Annotated in this window: 17 protein-coding genes; 7 read left to right on the forward strand and 10 right to left on the reverse strand. The window is 74.2% G+C overall.

Annotated features, from left to right (window positions below; translation table 11 throughout):
- Positions 1 to 251 precede the first annotated feature (251 nt).
- Complete coding sequence (locus ACGFSH_RS20800) at positions 252 to 989, reverse strand: GntR family transcriptional regulator (RefSeq protein ID WP_393350890.1); 738 nt, start codon at positions 987 to 989, stop codon at positions 252 to 254.
- A 128-nt stretch (positions 990 to 1,117) separates the two neighbouring features.
- On the opposite strand from ACGFSH_RS20800, the gene ACGFSH_RS20805 reads away from it, so the two are divergent.
- The gene (locus tag ACGFSH_RS20805; RefSeq protein ID WP_393350630.1) at positions 1,118 to 2,137 is read left to right on the forward strand and encodes a Gfo/Idh/MocA family oxidoreductase; all 1,020 of its coding nucleotides are present in this window, start codon (positions 1,118 to 1,120) and stop codon (positions 2,135 to 2,137) included.
- A gap of 154 nt (positions 2,138 to 2,291) precedes the next feature.
- Here ACGFSH_RS20805 and ACGFSH_RS20810 read toward each other — a convergent pair whose 3' ends face one another.
- The 3 genes from ACGFSH_RS20810 to ACGFSH_RS20820 all read right to left on the reverse strand — a co-directional run bounded on the left by ACGFSH_RS20810 (position 2,292) and on the right by ACGFSH_RS20820 (position 5,182).
- On the reverse strand, positions 2,292 to 2,978 hold the full coding sequence (locus ACGFSH_RS20810; protein ID WP_393350633.1) for a response regulator: 687 nt from the start codon (positions 2,976 to 2,978) through the stop codon (positions 2,292 to 2,294).
- Positions 2,979 to 3,079: 101 nt separating this feature from the next.
- Positions 3,080 to 4,333 (reverse strand): sensor histidine kinase, encoded by a 1,254-nt coding sequence (locus tag ACGFSH_RS20815; RefSeq protein ID WP_393350636.1) that lies wholly within the window; start codon positions 4,331 to 4,333, stop codon positions 3,080 to 3,082.
- A 117-nt stretch (positions 4,334 to 4,450) separates the two neighbouring features.
- Entirely contained in the window at positions 4,451 to 5,182 is a 732-nt protein-coding gene (locus ACGFSH_RS20820; RefSeq protein ID WP_393350637.1) for a MerR family transcriptional regulator, read from the reverse strand.
- Positions 5,183 to 5,417: 235 nt separating this feature from the next.
- Here ACGFSH_RS20820 and ACGFSH_RS20825 point away from each other — a divergent pair, with 235 nt between their 5' ends.
- On the forward strand, positions 5,418 to 6,599 hold the full coding sequence (locus tag ACGFSH_RS20825) for an erythromycin esterase family protein (RefSeq protein ID WP_393350892.1): 1,182 nt from the start codon (positions 5,418 to 5,420) through the stop codon (positions 6,597 to 6,599).
- A gap of 76 nt (positions 6,600 to 6,675) precedes the next feature.
- Here the strand turns inward: ACGFSH_RS20825 and ACGFSH_RS20830 are convergent, their stop codons facing one another.
- Positions 6,676 to 7,497, reverse strand: coding sequence for an AIM24 family protein (locus ACGFSH_RS20830; protein WP_393350639.1), 822 nt, complete (start codon positions 7,495 to 7,497; stop codon positions 6,676 to 6,678).
- A gap of 101 nt (positions 7,498 to 7,598) precedes the next feature.
- Between ACGFSH_RS20830 and ACGFSH_RS20835 the strand changes: the two genes are divergently transcribed.
- Positions 7,599 to 8,381, forward strand: a complete 783-nt coding sequence (locus ACGFSH_RS20835) for an SDR family oxidoreductase (RefSeq protein ID WP_393350640.1) — start codon at positions 7,599 to 7,601, stop codon at positions 8,379 to 8,381.
- Between the two features lie 57 nt (positions 8,382 to 8,438).
- Here ACGFSH_RS20835 and alc read toward each other — a convergent pair whose 3' ends face one another.
- Both alc and allB read right to left on the reverse strand, forming a co-directional pair.
- A complete protein-coding gene (gene alc, locus ACGFSH_RS20840; protein WP_393350642.1) occupies positions 8,439 to 9,554 on the reverse strand; it encodes an allantoicase in 1,116 nt (371 codons plus the stop codon).
- A 68-nt stretch (positions 9,555 to 9,622) separates the two neighbouring features.
- On the reverse strand, positions 9,623 to 10,987 hold the full coding sequence (gene allB, locus ACGFSH_RS20845; protein ID WP_393350644.1) for an allantoinase AllB: 1,365 nt from the start codon (positions 10,985 to 10,987) through the stop codon (positions 9,623 to 9,625).
- A 258-nt stretch (positions 10,988 to 11,245) separates the two neighbouring features.
- Here allB and ACGFSH_RS20850 point away from each other — a divergent pair, with 258 nt between their 5' ends.
- On the forward strand, positions 11,246 to 12,052 hold the full coding sequence (locus ACGFSH_RS20850; RefSeq protein WP_393350646.1) for an IclR family transcriptional regulator: 807 nt from the start codon (positions 11,246 to 11,248) through the stop codon (positions 12,050 to 12,052).
- A gap of 62 nt (positions 12,053 to 12,114) precedes the next feature.
- On the opposite strand, the gene ACGFSH_RS20855 is transcribed toward ACGFSH_RS20850, so the two are convergent.
- On the reverse strand, positions 12,115 to 12,429 hold the full coding sequence (locus ACGFSH_RS20855) for a DUF5955 family protein (RefSeq protein ID WP_393350648.1): 315 nt from the start codon (positions 12,427 to 12,429) through the stop codon (positions 12,115 to 12,117).
- 191 nt (positions 12,430 to 12,620) lie between these two features.
- On the opposite strand from ACGFSH_RS20855, the gene ACGFSH_RS20860 reads away from it, so the two are divergent.
- Together ACGFSH_RS20860 and aceB are read left to right on the forward strand one after the other, a co-directional pair.
- Complete coding sequence (locus ACGFSH_RS20860; RefSeq protein ID WP_393350650.1) at positions 12,621 to 13,232, forward strand: NTP transferase domain-containing protein; 612 nt, start codon at positions 12,621 to 12,623, stop codon at positions 13,230 to 13,232.
- A 184-nt stretch (positions 13,233 to 13,416) separates the two neighbouring features.
- Positions 13,417 to 15,051, forward strand: coding sequence for a malate synthase A (gene aceB, locus ACGFSH_RS20865; protein WP_393350651.1), 1,635 nt, complete (start codon positions 13,417 to 13,419; stop codon positions 15,049 to 15,051).
- Positions 15,052 to 15,136: 85 nt separating this feature from the next.
- Here aceB and ACGFSH_RS20870 read toward each other — a convergent pair whose 3' ends face one another.
- Complete coding sequence (locus ACGFSH_RS20870) at positions 15,137 to 16,051, reverse strand: HipA family kinase (RefSeq protein WP_393350653.1); 915 nt, start codon at positions 16,049 to 16,051, stop codon at positions 15,137 to 15,139.
- Positions 16,052 to 16,276: 225 nt separating this feature from the next.
- Here ACGFSH_RS20870 and ACGFSH_RS20875 point away from each other — a divergent pair, with 225 nt between their 5' ends.
- Positions 16,277 to 17,563, forward strand: a complete 1,287-nt coding sequence (locus tag ACGFSH_RS20875; RefSeq protein WP_393350655.1) for an Ig-like domain-containing protein — start codon at positions 16,277 to 16,279, stop codon at positions 17,561 to 17,563.
- Positions 17,564 to 17,581: 18 nt separating this feature from the next.
- Here the strand turns inward: ACGFSH_RS20875 and ACGFSH_RS20880 are convergent, their stop codons facing one another.
- The gene (locus ACGFSH_RS20880; RefSeq protein ID WP_393350658.1) at positions 17,582 to 19,147 is read right to left on the reverse strand and encodes an IucA/IucC family protein; all 1,566 of its coding nucleotides are present in this window, start codon (positions 19,145 to 19,147) and stop codon (positions 17,582 to 17,584) included.
- Between the last annotated feature and the right edge of the window lie 79 nt (positions 19,148 to 19,226).

Below are 19,226 nucleotides of genomic sequence, written 5' to 3' on the forward strand. Positions count from 1 at the left end.
GGACGGAGCCCTTCACGCGCCGGGGCGACGCCGTGCCGCTCGCCGGCGTCGCCCCGGCCCGAGAGACGTCGCCGGCGGGCCCCCGGCAGCGCGGCGATCGTCACGGGCGGCCCGGCGGGTGTGGTCGTCGGCAGGCCTGCGGCCCGGCGGACGTCGTCCGGCCGGACCGCCCGCGGCCGGCCGAGGGTCGTCTGATTTGTCAGGACAAGGTGACCGCCGCAGCCGTCGGCGGGGACGGAGTCCGGGCGGCCTCAGGGGCGCACGAGCAGCTGGAACTCGAAGGAGTAGCGGGTCGGCCGGTAGATGTGGTCGCCGAACTCGACCGCGCGGCCCGTGTCGTCGAAGGTCGTGCGCTGCATGGTCAGCAGCGGTGCGCCCTCGGCCTCGGCGAGCCGTTCGGCCTCGGCGGGGGTGGCGGCGCGCGCGCCGATCGACTGGCGGGCGCTGTGCAGGGTGATGCCCGCGGTCCGCATCAGGCGGTACAGCCCGGTGGCCTGCAACTGGTCGGTGTCCAGGTCGAGCAGGCCGGACGGCAGGTGGTTGCACAGGTAGGCCATCGGCTCGCCGTGCGCCAGCCGCAGCCGCTCCACCCGGTGGACGTCGCTGCCCTCGGCGACCGCGAGCGCGGCCGCGACCTCGGCGGACGCCTGGACCACGGTGTTGACCAGGACCGTCGTCGCGGGCCGCTGGCCGGCCGCCTCCAGATCGTCGTAGAGGCTGCTCAGTTCCAGGGGGCGCTTGACCTGGCTGTGCACCACCTGCGTGCCGACTCCCCGGCGGCGCACCAGCAGGCCCTTGTCGACCAGCGACTGGATCGCCTGGCGGACGGTCGGCCGGGACAGGCCGAGCCGTGCCGCCAGCTCGATCTCGTTGCCCAGGAGGCTGCCGGGGGTGAGCGATCCGTGCTCGATCGCGGCCTCCAGCTGCTGCGCCAGCTGGAAGTACAACGGCACCGGAGAGGTTCGGTCCACACGTAGTTCCAGCTGCACGGTCGGGTCCACTTCTGGTTTCGGCACGGCCCGAGCGTAGCTCCGGTACCGGTTGACGGGAAGTCGTGTAGTTCGGTTGTCCGGACATACGCATTGACAGGTGCGGCCGGTGCCGCCACTTTGGTCTCATGCGCATCGGGGTCATCGGGACGGGCCGCATCGGCACCATTCATGCGAACACACTCAGCCGTCACCGCGAGGTCGGATCCCTCATCCTGACGGACGCGAACCACGCGCGGGCGCAGGAGCTGGCGCTGCGCCTGGGCGAGACGGCCGCGCCCGGGGTCGACGAGATCTTCCGGTGGGGCGTGGACGCCGTGGTGATCACGACGGCGACCTCGGCCCACGCCGAACTGATCGGTCGGGCAGCACGCTCGGGCCTGCCGGTGTTCTGCGAGAAGCCCATCGCCCTCGACCTGGCGGGGACCTTGCAGGCGATCGCCGAGGTCGAGACCGCCGGAACGATCCTTCAGATGGGCTTCCAGCGCCGCTTCGACGCCGGGTACACGGGCGCCCGGGAGGCGGTGCGCTCGGGCCGGCTGGGCCGGCTGCACACGATCCGGGCGCTGACGTCCGACGAGTCGGCGCCGCCGGCGGCCTGGCTGCCGGTGTCCGGCGGGATCTACCGGGACGCGCTGATCCACGACTTCGACTGTCTGCGCTGGGTGACCGGGCGGGAGGTGGCCGACGTCTACGCCGCCGGGTCCGACGCCGGGCCCGCGATGTTCCGCGAGGCGGGCGACGTCGACACGGCGGCGGTGCTGCTCACCCTCGACGACGGCGCGCTCGCCACGGCTACGGCGACACGGCTGAACGGCGCGGGCTACGACGTCCGGATGGAACTGGCCGGCGAGCTGGACCAGATCGTCGTGGGTCTGGACGACCGCACGCCGATCGCGTCCACCGAGCCCACCGGCCCGCCGGCCGCGGACAAGCCGTGGTCCGGTTTCCTGGAACGCTTCGGGCCCGCGTACGAGGCGGAGCTGAACGCCTTCGTGGAGGTGGTCAGGGGTTCGCGCCCCAATCCGTGCGACGGTCGCGAGGCCCTTCAGGCCCTGCGGATCGCGGAGGCGTGCGAGGTGTCCCGGCACGAGCGCAGGGCCGTCGCCCTCGCGGAGGTTCCGGCGGCGACGTCGACGGCGGGGTGAGCGCGAGGGCGTGGCGGCGATGCTCGTCGGGCCCGGCGTCGCGCGGTCGCACGGTGGGCCGCTCGCCGGACCTGCCCGGCCGGATGCGCGGCCCCGTGCGGTGCGGGTCTCACCCCGGGGGCGGCGTGTGCGGCCGGTGTCCGCCGGGCCCGCGTCACCCGCCCCCGGCGTCGTCCGCCCCCTCGTCGAGGAGACCGGCGTCGTAGGCCAGCAGCGCGATCTGCACCCGGTTGTCGAGGCCGAGCTTGGCCAGCGCCCTGGAGACGTGCGCCTTGACGGTGGCGACGCTCATGAACAGCTCGGCGGCGATGTCCGCGTTGGACAGGCCCCGGCCGACCGCGACGGCCACCTCGCGTTCGCGCTCGCCCAGGGCCGCGAGCCGCACGCGCGCGTGGGCGCGCCGCGTGTGGGCGGTCGAGCCGGCCGCGTGCGCCATCAGCTGCCGGGTGACCGTGGGCGAAAGGACCGGATCGCCGGCGGCCACCCGGCGGACCGCGTCGACGATCTCGGCGGGCGGGGTGTCCTTGAGGACGAATCCGGCCGCGCCCGCGCGCAGCGCCCGCAGCACCTGTTCGTCGGCGTGGAAGGTGGTGAGCACCACGACCTGCGGGGCGTCCGCGCGGGCCCGCAGTCGTTCCGTGGCGGTGATGCCGTCCACGGCGGGCATCCGGAGGTCCATCAGGACGACGTCGGGGCGGGTGCGCTCCACGAGCTCCTCCGCCTCGCGGCCGTCGGCGGCCTCGCCGACGATCTCGATGTCGTCGGCGCCTCCCATCATGAGGGCCAGACCGGCCCGCACCAGGGGATCGTCGTCGACGAGGAGCAGTCTGATCGCAGTCATGGGGTCACGTAATCACGGTTGCGGCCCGCGGGTCGCCGTCCCGGGGACGAGCCGCTCCCGTCGCGCCCGCCGGCCGCAAGTTCCTTTCCTTTCCGGTGAGTTCAGGCCCAGGGCAGCCAGGCGCGGACTTCGAACCCCCCGTCCGGGGACGGGCCGTGCTCCAGGTGCCCGCCGGCCAGGGTCGCCCGCTCGGTCAGGCCGATCAGCCCCTGGCCGGAGCCCGGGACGGGCGGCACGTCGCCCTCGGGAGCCGGGTTGCGCACGGTCACCACGAGGCCTGCGCCGGGCCCGCCCTCGACGCCGACGGCCGCCTCCGCACCGGGGGCGTGCTTGCGGGCGTTGGTGAGCCCCTCCTGGGCGATGCGGTAGGCCGTGCGGCCGACGGAGGCGGGGACGGCCCCCGCGTCGGCGACCCGCAGGTCGAGGGTGACCTTCATGCCGGCCTCGCGGGACTCGGCGACCAGCGCGTCGAGGGCGGCGAGCGTCGGCTGCGGACGCCCCGTGTCGTCGGGTTCGCCGGCCCGCAGGACGCCGATGATCTCCCGCAGGTCCTGGAGCGCCTCGTGGGCGCTCTCCCGGATCACGCCGGCCGCTCGCGCGATCTCCTCTCGGGGCGCGTCGGGACGGAACTCCAGTGCGCCGGCGTGCACGCTGAGCAGGGTCAGCCGGTGGGCGAGCACGTCGTGCATCTCCCGGGCGATGGCCTCGCGGGCCAGCCGCTGGGCCTGCTCCGCACGCAGCCGCGCCTCCGTCTCGGCGCGCCGGGCCCGGTCGCGCAGGCTGAGCATCAACTGCCGCTTGGAGCGGACGAACATGCCCCAGCCGATGGCGGTGACGGTGAACAGCACGGTCCACGCCACCGCCGGCCCGTAGGCGAGGGTGGGGTCGGGGCGCGCCCACGCGAGGAGCGGGATCAGGGCGATCTCGGCGCCGCCGACCCAGGCGATGTACCGGAACGGCCGGTGCACGGCGAGAGTGAAGAGCGCGACCGTGCACGCGCCGGCCGACGTCGTCGACAGGAAGCCGAGCGGGACCAGCGTGGCCGCCAGGGCGAACGGCCACCGGCGGCGCAGCCACACGGCCGCGCAGGCGAGCAGGCCCAGACCCTCGTCCACCGCGGCGAACGCGCCCGGGAGGTCGCGCTCGTCAGGGAACGAGTCCGCCACCACCAGCCCGACGGCCACCGCCAGCAGGAAGCAGCAGGTGTCCACCGCCCAGTCCCGTGCGGTGCGCCGGTGCGGCCGCCCGGGATGCCCGGCGTCCCGGTCCAGTCCGGCGACCAGGGCGGACGGCAGCAGCCACCGGCGTCCCGTGAACCCCGGTGCCGCCCGCGCCGCCTCGTCGTCTGCCCTCATGGCCGACAAATCTACGCAGCGCGCGAGGGCGTCACCTCCCCGTGGACGCGATCGCCTACCTAAGCGACGCAAGCACCGACCGAAGTCGCGCCGACGGCCTGCTTCCGGCCCGATGGGTCACCCGCGCTCGCGGAGGTACGCCTCCAGTTCGGCCGATCCGGAAAGCATCGCCCGGCCCCGCGCGGACACCCGGGTCCGCCAGTCGAAGAGGGCGGCCTCCAGCGGCTCCGTGCCGTCGGCCTCCCGTACGCGGGCGATCAGCGGGGCGATCTGCTCCAGCAGGTATCCGCCCCGACGGAGCTGGTGGGCCAGCCGGGCCTCCCGCGCGTCGGCCTCCTCGTAGACCCGGTAGCCGGTGCGCGGGTCGCGGCGCGGGCGCACCAGGCCGGCCCGTTCCCAGGCGCGCAGCGTCGCGGGCCTGACGCCCAGCTCCGCCGCCAGTCGCCCGATGAACCCGGCCGCCTGATCGCGGCGCCCGTCGGCCTCGGGTGCGGGCCGCCGCTCCGGAGCGCGCAGGGCCCGCTCCACCGCTTCCAGGGTCCGCCGGTCGTCGCGGAGGCGGACATGGCTCTCGTCGACGAGCCGCAACGCCTCGTCCACGGCGCCCTCGCCGATCGCCCGCATGATCGCCGCCGCCGCAGCACGGCCGTGGCCGGGGACCAGCGCCAGGAAGGCGCGCAGCGCCGCCGCGTGCAGCGAGGTGTACGTGCGGTAGCCGTGCGGGGTGCGCTCTGCGGCCGGGAGGATGCCCGCCTCTTCGTAGTTCCTGACGGCCTGCGTCGACAGGCCGTGCGGGCGGGCCAGGTCGACCGGCCGAAGCCGCTGCCCTTTTTGAAGCTTTGACCCCATCGTCCTGCCGAAATCGTGCGAAAGTTTCCACCGGAACTTCAACGATAGCGTTTTCGGCATGGCCCACGATTCCTCCGGTTTCACCGCTCCGACCGATCCGCCCGCCCCGCACGGCCCGGCCGCCTCGGCCGCCTCGGCCGGTCCCCTCGGCTCCACTCACTCCGCCGACCCCGCCGACCCCACCGGCCCCACTGCCGTCGAAGCTCTGGCGCGGCCCGTGGCGGCCGCCGGCGTCATGGAGCTGCTTCCGGCTCGGCCGCGGGTGCTCGCGCTGGGCGAGCCGACCCACGGCGAGGAGACGCTGCTCGGCGTGCGCAACGACGTCTTCCGCGGACTCGTCGAAGAGGAGGGCTACCGGACGATCGCGATCGAGAGCGACTGCCTGAAAGGCCTGGTCGTGGACGACTGGGTCGCCTCGGGCACGGGTTCGCTGGACGAGGTCATGGAACGCGGCTTCAGCCACCCCGACCTGGGGCTGGGCGCTTCCGCGGCCAACCGCGAGCTGGTGCGCTGGATGCGCGGGTTCAACGCCGGGCGGCCCGCGTCCGACCGGGTGCGCTTCGCCGGGTTCGACGGGCCGCTGGAGATCACCCACGCCGCGAGCCCCCGCGAGGCCCTGACCGCCCTGCACGCGTATCTCGCGGCGTGGGTGGACGCGGACCTGCTGCCCTGCGCGGCGGACGAGCTTGACGTCCTGCTGGGCGCCGACGACCGGTGGACCGAACCGGCCGCGATGACGGATCCGTCCCGCTCGACGGGGCGGTCGGCCGAGGCGGGCCGGCTGCGGCTGCTCGCCGACGATCTGACGAGCGTGCTCGACGCGCAGTCGCCGCACCTGATCGCGGCGACCTCGCGGGACGCCTGGGAGCGGGCGCGCCTGTACGCGCGCACCGCGACCGGCCTGCTCCGCTACCACCACGCGATGGCCGACGCCTCACCCGCCCGGATGGCGCGGTTGTGCGCACTGCGTGACGCCATGATGGCCGACGGCCTCCTCGCGCTCGCCGCCCGGGGCCCGGTCCTCGTCCACGCCCACCACGCCCATCTCCAGCGGGAGAAGAGCTCGATGCGGATGTGGCAGGGGCCGGTGGAGTGGTGGAGCGCGGGCGCGCTGGTCGGCGCGCGGCTCGGCGGGGAGTACGCCGTCCTGGCGACCGCTGTGGGCACCCTCCGGCGCCGGGGAGTGGGCGCGCCGCCCCCGGACACCGTCGAAGGGCGCCTGTACGCGCTGGGCCGGGAGCGCTGTCTGGTCGACGCGGCCGGGTTCGCCGCCTCGCTCGGCGGGCCGCCGCCCGTCGCCCGCGTCTCGCCCTGGTTCGGTTACGCGCCGCTCGACCCCGCCCGGCTCGGGACGTACGACGGGATCGTGTTCGTCAGGGACGTGCCGCACGGGCGGGCCGGGTCCGAGAGCGCGTAGGAGCCGCGGGGAGCGGGGAGGGGGCGGCCGTCGGGGCACGGGGCTGCGCGAGCCCGTGCGTGGGCGGGGCCGCCGTTCAGCCCGCGTCGGTGGAGAACAGGCCGCCCGTCGGGCCCTGCTTGTCGCCGCCCTGGGCCTTCCTCAGCGCGTTGGCGAGGCTCTCGATGGTGAGGGACTGGAGGATGACGCGGCCGCTGCCCTCCAGGGTGGCCAGCGACAGGCCCTCCCCGCCGAACACCGCGTTCATGATCCCCTGCCGGTCGAGACCGCCGACCCGCTGGACGCCGTACCGGATGCCCTCCTCGAAGGCGACCACGCAGCCGGTGTCGACCTCGATGCGGCCGCCGAAGTCGGACGGGTCCAGGTCGATGAAGTTCCCGGCGCCGGCGATGATCACCGTGCCGCGGCCGGTGAACTTCTCCAGGACGAAGCCCTCGCCGCCCTTCCTGCCGGTGCGGCCGCCCTGGAAGGCGATGCCGAAGTCGACGGTGGACTCGGCGGCCACGAAGGCGTCCTTCTCGGCGAACCACGCGCGCGTGCCGTCCAGCTCCAGTGCGCGCATCTCGCCGGGCAGCACGCCCGCGAAGCCGACCGTGCCCTCGCCGCCCCGGGCGGTGAAGTACTGGAAGGCCAGGGACTCGCCGGCCAGGGCGCGCTGACCGGCCTGCATGGCGGTGCCCATCGCCTGACGCAGCATGCCGCCCATGCCCCCGCTCCCGGCGCCGCCCTGCGGTGGCCGGCCGCCCCCGCCCGACGGGCCGCCCAGGCGGGTCTCCATGGTCACGTCGACCGTCTTGAACAGGAACTTCCCGGCCTCGCAGTACACGGTCTGGCCGGGCTGGAGGCTGACGACCGCCATCTGCATGGCGTTGCCGACGATCTCTTGCTGAAGGCTCACACAGGAAGAACGCCGGAAGCGGAGGAAAGAGTTCCGCACCGGCGGAACTCGACGTCCGTTCGCCGCCGGTGCCGCGGGTCCGCGGAAGCTGGGATGGGCCCATGACGAACCACGAATCCTGGACGACCACCACCCCCTCCGCGCCGGTCCACGGCGCGCTGCACGGCAGGGCCGCCCTGGTGACCGGCGGCAGCCGCGGCATCGGAGCGGCGACGGCGCTGCGGCTCGCCCGGGAGGGCGCGGACGTGGCGGTGACGTACGTGAACGGCGCGGAGGCGGCCGAGGAGGTCGTACGGGCCGTGCGGGCCCTGGGGCGGCGGGCGCGGGCGCTGCGCGCGGACGCCGCGGACCCCGCCGAGGCGGCCGGGGCCGTGGAGCGCGCGGCGCAGGCGCTCGGCGGCCTCGACGTGCTGGTGAACAACGCGGGCATCGGCGTCCTCGGCCCACTGGAGGAGCTGTCCCCGGCCGACGTCGACAGGGTGCTCGCGGTGAACGTGCGCGGGGTGTTCCTGGCCTCGCAGGCGGCCGCCCGGCGGATGGGCGGGGGCGGCCGGATCATCACCGTGGGCACCTGTATGACCCGGCGGGTGCCGGGCCCCGGCGGCACCCTGTACGCGATGAGCAAGGCGGCCCTGATCGGGTTGAACAGGGCCCTCGCCAGGGAGCTGGGACCGCGCGGCATCACCGCGAACCTGGTCCATCCCGGTCCGATCGACACGGACATGAACCCGGCGGCCGGGCCCCTCGCCGCCGGTCAGGCGTCGTCGACGGCGCTGGGCCGCTTCGGCACGGCCGAGGAGGTCGCGGCGACGATCGCGCACCTCGCGTCCGCCGCCTACGTCACCGGGGCCGAGTTCGCCGTGGACGGCGGCTTCACGGCGTGACACCGGGAGGGCCCGCCGCGCGACCGTCCGGCCGGGCACGGCACGGGCGGGGCCGGTTCAGCCGCTCAGTTCCTGGTGGCGGGCGGTCAGGGCCGCCGTGCCCGCCTCGGTGAGGGAGCCGAACAGGCGCAGCCGGGAGATGCCGCCGTCGGGGTAGATGTCCAGGCGCGCGTGGGTGCCGACGGCGGGGGCCGGCAGGACGAAGCGGTGGTTGGTGTCGGGCTGGAGCCGGGTGCGTGGGAGGACCGGCGTCCACTCGGCGTCCTCGCCGTCCCTGACCGACACCGAGGCCCAGCCGGCGCTGTTGCCCTTGAGGTACGCCGTGTCGATCTCGATCGCGCGGATGCTCGCCTGGGCCGTCAGGCGGTAGCGGATCCAGTCGTTGCCCTGGTCGCGGCGGCGGCGGGTCTCCCAGCCGTCGTCCATCTTGTGGGAGCGGCCGGGCTGGACGGTGTTCGAGGCCGGGGAGTAGAAGAGGTTCGACGCGTCCTCCGCGCGGCCCCCGTTCTCCAGGGCGACGACGTCGAACGTGCCGAGGACGGCCAGCCACGCGGGGTCGGGGACGATCTCGCCGTGCACCCGCAGCCGGGCGATGCCGCCGTCGGGGTGCTGGTTGATCCTCAGGTGCGTGAAGCACTGCTCCACCGTCACCGGGAACCCGTTGGCCGCGTGACCGCCGACGGGTGTGCGCGGGACGAGCGTCGTCCACTTCACGTCGTCGCCGAGGAGGTCCTGCGGGGACGGCGAGCCGGGCAGCCGGGCGCCCTCGATGGACACCGCCTGCGGGTAGTTCCCGCGGAAGTGGGCCGTGTCGACGACGATGCCCCGGATCACCCCGGGCGCGCCGAGCCGGACGAGCGCCCAGTCGTGGTCGTCGGGGGCGGGCCACGGGTGTTCGGCGTCGGCGCCCCGCCTGCGGCGGGTCTCCCAGCCGTCCATGATCTTCCCCTTGTGCCCGAAGTGCTCCGGGTCGAACACGGCGGGGCCGGGCAGCAACAGGTTCTCCCGCTGGGCGAAGAACTCGTCGTTGGCGGCGACGACCGCGGCGCCGAGCCGCCGGTCGGCGAGGTCGGTGTGGCGCGTGAAGGGGAGGTCGGCGGTGCGGTAGTCCGCGTACGGGTCGCCGCCGCCGTAGGGGTTCGCGTCGCCGGTGAAGCTCTGTATCGCCGTCACGGTGATCAGGTCTGCCTTTCGGTGGTCGGCCGGTGCGGGTACCGGTGCGGGACGTCGCGGTGCGCGCGTCAGGGGGTGCGGGTGAGGAGCCGGCCCTTCGGTTCGGTGAACTCGCCGCCGGCGAAGACGCGTTCGCCGCGCAGCCAGGTGGACTTCACGACGCCGTACAGGGTCCGGCCGGCGTACGCCGTGACCGGGTTGCGGTGCTGGAGGCCGGCCGGGTCGACGGTGAACGACTCGTCAGGGGCGAGGACGGCGAAGTCGGCGTCGCGGCCCGCCTCGATCCCGCCCTTGCGGGAGAGACCGGCCAGGGCGGCGGTGCGGGCGGACATCCAGCGCACCACGTCGTCCAGGCCGTGGCCCCGTCCGCGCGCCTCGGTCCACACGGCCGCGAGGCTGAGCTGAAGGCTGGAGATGCCGCCCCAGGCGGTCGCGAAGTCGGCCGTCTTCAGGTCGGCCGTGGACGGGGAGTGGTCGGTGACCACGCAGTCGATCGTGCCGTCGGCGAGGGCCTGCCAGAGCCGGTCCTGGTTGGCGGCCTCGCGGATGGGCGGGCAGCACTTGAACTCGCTGGCGCCGTCGGGCACTTCCTCGGCGGCGAGGGTGAGGTAGTGCGGGCAGGTCTCCACGGTGACGCGGACGCCGTCGGCCTTGGCGGCGGCGATCAGCGGCAGCGCGTCCCCCGAGGACAGGTGGAGGATGTGCACGCGCGCGTCGAGCCGTCTCGCCTGGGCGATGAGCTGGGCGATCGCGGTGTCCTCGGCGTCGCTCGGGCGGCCGGCGAGGAAGTCCGCGTACCGGGGGCCGGGCCGCTGCGGCGCGGCCGCCAGGTGGTGCGGGTCCTCGGCGTGCACGATCAGCAGGCCGCCGAACCCGGCGATCTCGGCGAGGGAGCGGGCCAGGGCATCCTGGTCGAGGTGGGGGAACTCGTCCACGCCGGACGGGGAGAGGAACGCCTTGAACCCGAAGACGCCGCCGTCGTGCAGGGCCCGCAGGTCCTTGACGTTGCCGGGCAGCGCGCCGCCCCAGAAGCCGACGTCGACGTGCGCCTTGTCGGCGGCGACCTCCTGCTTGACGCGCAGGTGGTCGACGGTGGTGGTGGGCGGGAGCGAGTTGAGGGGCATGTCGACGAGGGTGGTGATCCCGCCGGCCGCCGCCGCGCGGGTGGCGGTCCAAAAGCCCTCCCAGTGGGTGCGACCGGGGTCGTTGACGTGCACGTGGGTGTCGACCAGGCCGGGCAGCAGGACGTCGTCGCCGAAGTCCTCCACGCGGGCGCCCCGCGGTACGGGGGCGTCGTGGGGCAGGACGGCGGTGATCGTGCCGCCGGCGACCGCGACCGCGGCGGGGCGCGTCCCGCCGGGGGTGACGACGCGCGCGGAGCGCAGCACCAGCTCGGCCTCGGACGCCTCCGCCGCCTCGAATGTCCGGGACACCGGGACCCCTCTCTGTCGCCGCTCGCCGCCGACTGCCGCCCGACGGAATTCAACGTTCTGTTGAAGGAGTCTTCACTCCCGCCTCCCGGCCGTCAAGAGCACACTTCTCCACAGTGCACCCGCCGTCGGCGCTCTGGACGTTTCCGTAAAGCGGAATTACTCTTCCGACAAGCAGAACGTAGTCACGTGCCAGCGGGGAGTCAACCGACCCCCCGGTAGGCTTCAGCTCTTCCCGCCGGTTTCGAAAGGAACGCGCCCGTGCCGACGTCCAGCGCCAGCACCACCGACTCCGCCAAGTCCGCAGGCGGAGGGGTCCAGTCCCTCGAGCGCGCCTTCGATCTGCTGGAGCGGATGGCGGACGCGGGCGGCGAGGTCGGCCTGAGCGAGCTGTCCGCGAGCAGCGGGCTCCCGCTGCCCACCATCCACCGCCTGATGCGCACCCTGGTCGCCTGCGGTTACGTCCGCCAGCAGGCCAACCGGCGCTACGCCCTGGGCCCGCGGCTGATCCGGCTCGGCGAGTCCGCGTCCCGGCTGCTGGGCACCTGGGCCCGCCCCTATCTGGCGCGCCTGGTCGAGGAGACCGGCGAGACGGCGAACATGGCGCTGCTCGACGGCGACGAGATCGTGTACGTGGCGCAGGTGCCGTCCAAGCACTCGATGCGGATGTTCACCGAGGTCGGCCGGCGCGTCCTGCCGCACTCCACCGGCGTGGGCAAGGCCCTCCTCGCGGGCCTGCCGGACCACGAGGTGCGCGCGCTGCTCGCCCGCACCGGCATGCCCGCCGCGACGGAGAAGACCATCACCACCCCCGACGGCTTCCTCGCCGCCCTCGCCGACGTGCGGCGGGCCGGGTACGCGGTGGACGACAACGAGCAGGAGATCGGCGTCCGCTGCCTGGCCGTCCAGGTGCCGGACTCCCCCACCGCGGCGGCCGTGTCCATCTCGGGACCGGCGGGCCGCGTCACGGAGTCGGTCACGGAGCGGATCGTGCCGGTGCTCCAGCAGGTGGCGGTGGAACTGTCCCAGGCCCTGGCCAGCCAGGGGTCGGGGGCGCCGAACCCGTAGGCCCTGCCGGGGCCCGGCGTCCGGATCTCCGCGCGGCGCGCCCGGCGGTCACCGGCCGCGGGTCAGCACCTGCGTGGTTCCCCGAACCGGTCCACGGCGGCGCGCACGTCCGCCAGGCTCCCGGCCAGTGCGCTCACCGAGCCGACGGAGCCCGCGATCAGCAGCAGGGAGCGCCGTAAGCGGCTGATCTCCGGGACGCCGTGGGCCGCCATCGCGGCGAGTGCGGCGAGTTCGTCCTCGGCGATCACCCGGTCGGGGAACTCGGCCCGGTACGCGGCGAGTTCACGGCGCAGCCGGGACACCGCGGTCCGCAGTCCCGCCACCCGATGATCCTCGTCGCCGCCGGTCACTGCCCTTTGTCCCGAGATCCGCAACACAGCTCTCCCCCCTCGCGCGCACGCGCGCGTGGACGCCCTCGTCCGCCCGCCCCGCGCCCCCGTGACGGCGGCCGGCGCCGAAGGACGCGCGGGTCAGTAAACGCCACCGGACGGCGGGCGCGCCACAGCGCGTACCGAATTTCAGCCCTGGGAGAGCGCGCGGCCGACGTCCCGTCAGGTATGCAGGACGCATGACGGACAGGGAAGCGCGGGGCGGGAACGAGGTCGTCGGGCTGCTGCTCGCCGCGGGCGGCGGACGGCGTCTCGGCGGGCAACCGAAGGCGCTGCTCGCGTATCGCGGGCGGCCGCTGGTGGAGCACGCGGTGGGGGTGCTGCGCGCGGCGGGATGCACCCGTGTGCACGTGGTGCTGGGCGCGGCCGCCGACGCCGTGCGCGAGCGGGCGCGGCTCCCCGGGTGCGTGCTCGTGACGAACCCGGAGTGGGAGTCGGGCATGGGCACGTCGCTGCGGGCCGGGCTCGGCTCGCTCGCCGGGACGGGGGCGCGGGCCGCGCTGGTCTGTCTCGTCGACCAGCCGGGCATCGGGCCGCAGGCGGTGGCGCGGGTGCTCGCCGCCGGAGGGGACGCGTCGGCGCTGGTCTCGGCGGCGTACGACGGCGTGCGCGGCCATCCGGTCCTGCTCGGAGCCGGCCACTGGGCGGGCGTGGCGGCGACCGCGACCGGCGACCGCGGGGCCCGTGCCTATCTGAAGGAGCACGCGGAGGCGATCACGCTCGTCGAGTGCGGGGACGTGGCCCGGCCGTTCGACATCGACACGCCCGGCGATCTCGTGCACCTCGAGTGAGGACCCTGGCACTGAGCGCCACGGTGTCTCGTCCCGGAGAGTCTCGACATCAACAAACCATTGAACTTCCACGATGAGGAAACTACTATCCACTGTTCAGAAGGGTCCGGTCCCGTCCGGGACCGCGCCCGCCGTACCCGCTTCGACCGGCACCCGGTGCCACCGCTGAAGGAAGTGACCGCTCATGTCCGCACCAGCGCCGTCCCCGCTGGCCATCGTCGACGCCGAGCCCCTGCCGCGGCAGGAGGAGGTCCTCACCGAGGCGGCGCTCGCCTTCGTGGCCGAGCTGCACCGGCGGTTCACCCCGCGCCGTGACCAGCTCCTCGCCCGGCGCGCGCAGCGGCGTGCGGAGATCGCCCGCACCTGCTCGCTCGACTTCCTCCCGGAGACGGCCGCGATCCGCGCGGACGACTCCTGGCGGGTCGCCCCGGCCCCCGCGGCCCTGAACGACCGGCGGGTCGAGATCACCGGCCCGACCGACCGCAAGATGACGATCAACGCCCTCAACTCCGGGGCCAGGGTCTGGCTCGCCGACTTCGAGGACGCCTCGGCGCCGACCTGGGAGAACGTCGTCACCGGTCAGCTCAACCTGTCCGACGCCTACACCCGGACCATCGACTTCACCGACCCGGCGTCCGGCAGGTCGTACGCCCTGAAGGACGAGGGCGAACTCGCCACGGTGGTCGTGCGGCCGCGCGGCTGGCACCTGAACGAACGGCACCTCGTCGACGCGGACGGAGTCCAGGTCCCCGGCGCCTTCGTCGACTTCGGCCTGTACTTCTTCCACAACGCGCGGCGGCTGATCGACCTCGGCAAGGGTCCCTACTTCTACCTCCCGAAGACCGAGTCGCACCTGGAGGCCCGCCTCTGGAACGACGTGTTCGTCTTCGCACAGGACCACCTGGGCATCCCGCAGGGCACCGTCCGCGCCACCGTCCTCATCGAGACGATCACGGCCGCGTACGAGATGGAGGAGATCCTCTATGAACTGCGCGACCACGCCTCGGGGTTGAACGCCGGCCGCTGGGACTACCTGTTCTCCATCGTGAAGAACTTCCGTGACGGCGGCCCGAAGTTCGTCCTCCCGGACCGCAACGCGGTCACCATGACCGCGCCGTTCATGCGCGCGTACACCGAACTCCTGGTGCGCACCTGCCACAAGCGCGGCGCGCACGCGATCGGCGGCATGGCGGCGTTCATCCCGTCCCGCCGCGACGCCGAGGTCAACAGGGTCGCCTTCGAGAAGGTCCGCGCCGACAAGGACCGCGAGGCGGCCGACGGGTTCGACGGCTCGTGGGTGGCCCATCCCGACCTGGTGCCGATCGCCATGGAGTCCTTCGACAAGATCCTCGGCGACCGGCCCCACCAGAAGGACCGGCTGCGCGAGGACGTCCACGTCGAGGCGGCCGACCTGATCGCCGTCGACTCCCTGGACGCCGGCCCGACCTACGCGGGACTGGTCAACGCCGTGCAGGTGGGCATCCGTTACATCGAAGCCTGGCTGCGCGGCCTGGGCGCGGTCGCCATCTTCAACCTCATGGAGGACGCGGCCACCGCCGAGATCTCCCGCTCGCAGATCTGGCAGTGGATCAACGCGGGCGTCGAGTTCACGCACGAGGGGGAGACGGTCAGGGCCACTCCGGAGCTGGCCCGTGAGGTCGCCGCCCGGGAGCTGGCCGCGATCCGCGAGGAGACCGGCGAGGAGGCCTTCGCGGCCGGCAACTGGCAGCAGGCCCACGACCTGCTGCTGACGGTGGCCCTCGACGAGGACTACGCGGACTTCCTCACCCTGCCGGCCTACGAGCGGCTCAAGGGCTGAGCCCTCCGGCCGGGGTCCCGGACCGCCTCGTCGCCCGCCCGCACGGCGGACACGCCGCCCGTGCCCGGCCGCGGGGACAGCTCGGTCATCCCAGATGAACCGACCAGTCCTGTTCCGCGGCCGGCTTGCCGTGCAGGTCGGGGACCCGCTTGAGCCAGTCCGGCCGCTCCCGCCGCGTCCTCGCCGCGCGCACGGCCTCCTCCGCGGCGAGTTCGTCGCGGCTGGGGAAGTCGGTGGGCAGCCACGCCGCCGAGGCCCGCACCCGCGCGTGCAGGTGGTCCACGTACGCCCGGCGGACGTCGTCCGGGCCCGCGAAGCCTTCCTCGCCCGCCAGCCAGTCGTCCGGGACGGCGGCCGTGATCTCCCGCAGGAGGTCGCGGGTGACCCGGCCGGCCAGCTCCGCGTCGGCGGCCCGCACGTCGGGCCCGTACGAGCCGAGAGCGTGGTGGCGGAAGTCGTAGGACTTCGCGGGCGCTGTCGTGTCCCAGCGGTGGTGGAAGACGAGCGCCGCGCCGTGGTCGATGAGCCACAGACGCGGGGTCGCCGTGCCGGACGTCGGCCAGACCATCAGGTTCGAGCTGTGGACCGTGCGGTCCACGTTGACGGTGAGGGCGTCGAGCCACACGATCCGCCCGGCCTCCAGCGGGTCCACCGGGAACACCCCGGCGACCTCAGGCGTGAAGTCTCTCGCCCCCGGCAGGAAGTCCATGCCGAGGTTGAGGCCCGCGCTCGCGCCGTGCAGGTCGCGCACCTCCTGATGGGGCTCGTCGTCGGCGATGGCGGGATCGAAGCGCACGAACACCAGCTCGGGGAACCGGAGACCGAGGGCGCGGGCCAGCTCGCCGACGATCACCTCGGCGACCAGCGCCTTGCGGCCCTGCGCGGAGCCGGTGAACTTCACGACGTAGGTGCCGAGGTCGTCGGCCTCCACGACCGCGGGCACGGAGCCGCCCGAGCGCAGGGGCTCGACATAGCGCGTTGCGGTGACCGTCCTCATCATGACGCGAGCATAGTGACCGGCCGTGACGGCCGAGGGGAACGGCCGGCCGGCCCCTCGCCGACGGGTGTCCGCGGCCGAGCAGAGCCCGCCCGTTCCATGGTGGGCTTCACCACAATTTGCCCATTTATGAACATAGACCTGTCTATAAGTGGTTCTTCATGGTGATTGCACTCCCCTGCGAAAAGCGCCGGGGATCCACGGAAAGTGACACGGGAGAAGCTTTTTATGACGCTGCGTGAACGACACACCCGGCTGACGGCTACGGCGGGCGTACTCGGCGGCGTACTCGCGGTCACGGCCCTGGGCGGCACGGGTGCCGCCGTCGCCGCCGGAGGCGGTTCCGGGAACCGTCCGGCGTCGCACGCGCGGGCGACGGCCCCTGCGGACCCCCAGGGCGCCGAGGGCACGAAGGCCACCAAGGACCCGAAGGACTCGCAGGAGGCCTCCGACGCCCGGATCCGGATCACGCCCGGCGACGGCGTCCACGGCGTGCCGACCGACGCCCCGGTCGGGGTCACCGTCAGCCACGGCAAGCTCACCAAGGTGACCATGACCGCCGTCGCGACCGGTACCGAGATCGCGGGCTCCGTGTCCGCGGACGGCGCGTCCTGGAAGCCCGACGGTCCCCTGGCCCGCGCCACCAGGTACCAGATCGCCGCCGAGGCCGACGACGCCCAGGGCCGTTCCGCCACCGGCTACGCCACGCTGACCACGGTCTCCCCGGCCAACGACTTCATCGGCCACGTCTCCCCCATGGACGGCTCGACCGTCGGCGTGGCCATGCCGGTGCGGGTCGACTTCGCCGGCGCCGTCCAGGACAAGGCCGCCGTGCGGTCGGAGATCCAGGTCGTCTCCAGCAGCGGTCAGCGGGTGGTCGGCCACTGGCTGAACGACCACCGCCTGGACTTCCGCCCCGAGCACTACTGGAAGGCCGGCTCCACCGTCACCGTCACGCTCACCCGCCAGGGCGTGAGCAAGACCGTCACGTTCACGGTGGGCCGCAGCCAGATCAGCACCGTCGACGCCAAGACGAAGCGGATGACCGTCGTCCGCGACGGCAGGACGATCCGTACCGTCCCGATCTCGTCCGGCAGCCGCGAGCACCCGACCTACAACGGCCGGATGGTGATCTCCGAGAAGTTCCGCCAGACCCACATGAACGGCGCGAGCGTGGGCCTCACGGAGAAGAACGGCAAGCCCTCGTACGACATCAAGGCCGTGCCCCACGCCATGCGGCTGACCGACTCGGGCACGTTCATCCACGGCAACTACTGGGGAACCGACGCGGTCTTCGGCAAGGTCAACACCAGCCACGGCTGCGTCGGCCTCCGGGACGTCCGGGGCGGCGGCGACGCACGGCAGCCCGCCGCCTGGTTCTTCGACCACTCGATGGCCGGCGACGTCGTGATCGTCAAGAACTCCACCGACAAGAGCCCGCTGGCCGCGGACAACGGCCTCAGCGACTGGAACATGCCGTGGAGCGAGTGGATCGCGGGCGGCCCCGCCGCCTGACCCCGCCCGCGCCGCCGATCAGGCCGGGGCGAGCGGGCTGGGCAGCGGCAGATAGCGGGCGTCGGCGCCGTCCGCGCCCGTCCACCGCAGCAGCAGGTTGGTCTTGCCGGGCAGGGTCGGCGAGGCCAGCAGCCCCGCGACCTCGGGGAGGTCGTGGCGGGCCAGTTCGCGGCGCGCCGCGGGCCACGGGTCGAAGCCGGGGCTCCGCTCGGCCAGGGCTTCGGCGACCTCCCACAGATGGTTCACGACCAGGCAGTACACCAGCCGCTCCCAGCCTGCCGCCCGCGTCACGTCGGGGAGCAGTTTGACGCCCTCGGCGTCCCGGAACAGCGCCTGCACGGGCAAGCCGTCCGCGTCCACCGCGACCAGCGTGTTCTGCAGATGGGCCTCCAGGACGACGCCGTGGTCGGCGAAGGCCGCCAGGGCGGGCGGCACGACCGCCCCCAGATAGGCCTCCCACCAGGCGGCCGGGTCCGGCGCGGCGTCCAGCGGAGAGCCGTCGAAGCCCTCCACGAGACCCGCCGCGAGCAGCGGGGTCGCGCCGGGCGCCAGACGGCCGTCGAAGCCGTCTCGGACGAGCACGGCCAGCTCCTCGAAGGCGAAGGCCGCGGTGCGGTAGCCCCGGTCGCTCAGCCAGACCGCCGGGCCGCCCGCCGACGCGAGGGCGCGGGCCGCCGCCGCGTCGGTGCGGCGCAGCCGCAGCAGGTCGTGGCGCCACAGCCGGCGGACGTCGTTGGTGATCCGCACGTCCAGGCTGAACTTCAGGCACAGGTCCCGCTCGGGCGCGTACACGGTGCGCACGGCGGCCGTCGGCCAGACGTCGAAGCCGGTCGTGCCCAGCCGGACCAGGCGGCCGTCCGCGAAGGCCGGCGCGAGCCGCGGTCCGGCCAGGCCGAGCTGCCAGGGATGGGCGGGCAGCAGCCGGTAGCCGCGCGGGGCCGTGCCGAGGGCGTCCAGCGCCGAGACGTCCCCCTCCTCGACGACCGCGTCCTCGCGCAGCCCCAGCAGGACCAGCGGGAACCGGGCGTGCGCCTCGGGCGCGTAGGGCAGCCAGCGCGCGGCCGGGCCGCCGCCGCGCGCCTTGGGCGCAGGGTGGTGGGGATGGCCGGTGAGGAGCGACTGCTCGGAGCGCAGGTAGCCGCCGTCCGGGGGACCGGCCTGCGCACGAGCGGTGAGCAGGGCGGCGACCACGTCCCGGCTGTCGGTCATCTCCGCGGGCAGTGCGGGGTTGGCCGCTCCGGTGTGCCGGCGCAGCGTCGTGGCGACCAGTTCGACCAGCTCGGCATGGCCGAGGCGGCGCCAGGAGCCGGCCTCGTACAGCTCGGGCTCGGCGGGCCGGCGCCGGCCGCGGACCCGCAGCAGGCCGCCGCCGGGCAGCCGGTACCGGAACCGGCCGTCTTCCGGGGCCGGGGACGGCAGCGGTTCGGCGACTTCCCGCAGCAGGCAGTTGAGCAGCGGCGCGGCCGCGAGCGCGTCGGCGCGCTCGGCGACGTCCGCGGCATGCGGCACGGCCCCCGCGGGCGGCACGGCCCCGGCGGGGGCTGCGGCCACGGCGGGCGGGGGGATGAGGTCCACGCGATCCACTGGTTCCCTGGTTCCCTACGGTTCTTCCGGGCGGAGAAGATCAGTATCGCTGTCGTCGCACCCCCTGTCGTGACGTGGT

The organism is Streptomyces sp. NPDC048481, assembly GCF_043200075.1.
Classification (GTDB): domain Bacteria; phylum Actinomycetota; class Actinomycetes; order Streptomycetales; family Streptomycetaceae; genus Streptomyces.

Excerpts from the sequence above, each read along its gene's own strand:
- ACGFSH_RS20805 (WP_393350630.1), top strand. The coding sequence starts at position 1,118 with ATGCGCATCGGGGTCATCGGGACGGGCCGCATCGGCACCATTCATGCG.
- ACGFSH_RS20810 (WP_393350633.1), bottom strand. The coding sequence starts at position 2,978 with ATGACTGCGATCAGACTGCTCCTCGTCGACGACGATCCCCTGGTGCGG.
- ACGFSH_RS20815 (WP_393350636.1), bottom strand. The coding sequence starts at position 4,333 with ATGAGGGCAGACGACGAGGCGGCGCGGGCGGCACCGGGGTTCACGGGA.
- ACGFSH_RS20820 (WP_393350637.1), bottom strand. The coding sequence starts at position 5,182 with ATGGGGTCAAAGCTTCAAAAAGGGCAGCGGCTTCGGCCGGTCGACCTG.
- ACGFSH_RS20825 (WP_393350892.1), top strand. The coding sequence starts at position 5,418 with ATGGAGCTGCTTCCGGCTCGGCCGCGGGTGCTCGCGCTGGGCGAGCCG.
- ACGFSH_RS20835 (WP_393350640.1), top strand. The coding sequence starts at position 7,599 with ATGACGAACCACGAATCCTGGACGACCACCACCCCCTCCGCGCCGGTC.
- ACGFSH_RS20860 (WP_393350650.1), top strand. The coding sequence starts at position 12,621 with ATGACGGACAGGGAAGCGCGGGGCGGGAACGAGGTCGTCGGGCTGCTG.
- aceB (WP_393350651.1), top strand. The coding sequence starts at position 13,417 with ATGTCCGCACCAGCGCCGTCCCCGCTGGCCATCGTCGACGCCGAGCCC.
- ACGFSH_RS20870 (WP_393350653.1), bottom strand. The coding sequence starts at position 16,051 with ATGATGAGGACGGTCACCGCAACGCGCTATGTCGAGCCCCTGCGCTCG.
- ACGFSH_RS20875 (WP_393350655.1), top strand. The coding sequence starts at position 16,277 with ATGACGCTGCGTGAACGACACACCCGGCTGACGGCTACGGCGGGCGTA.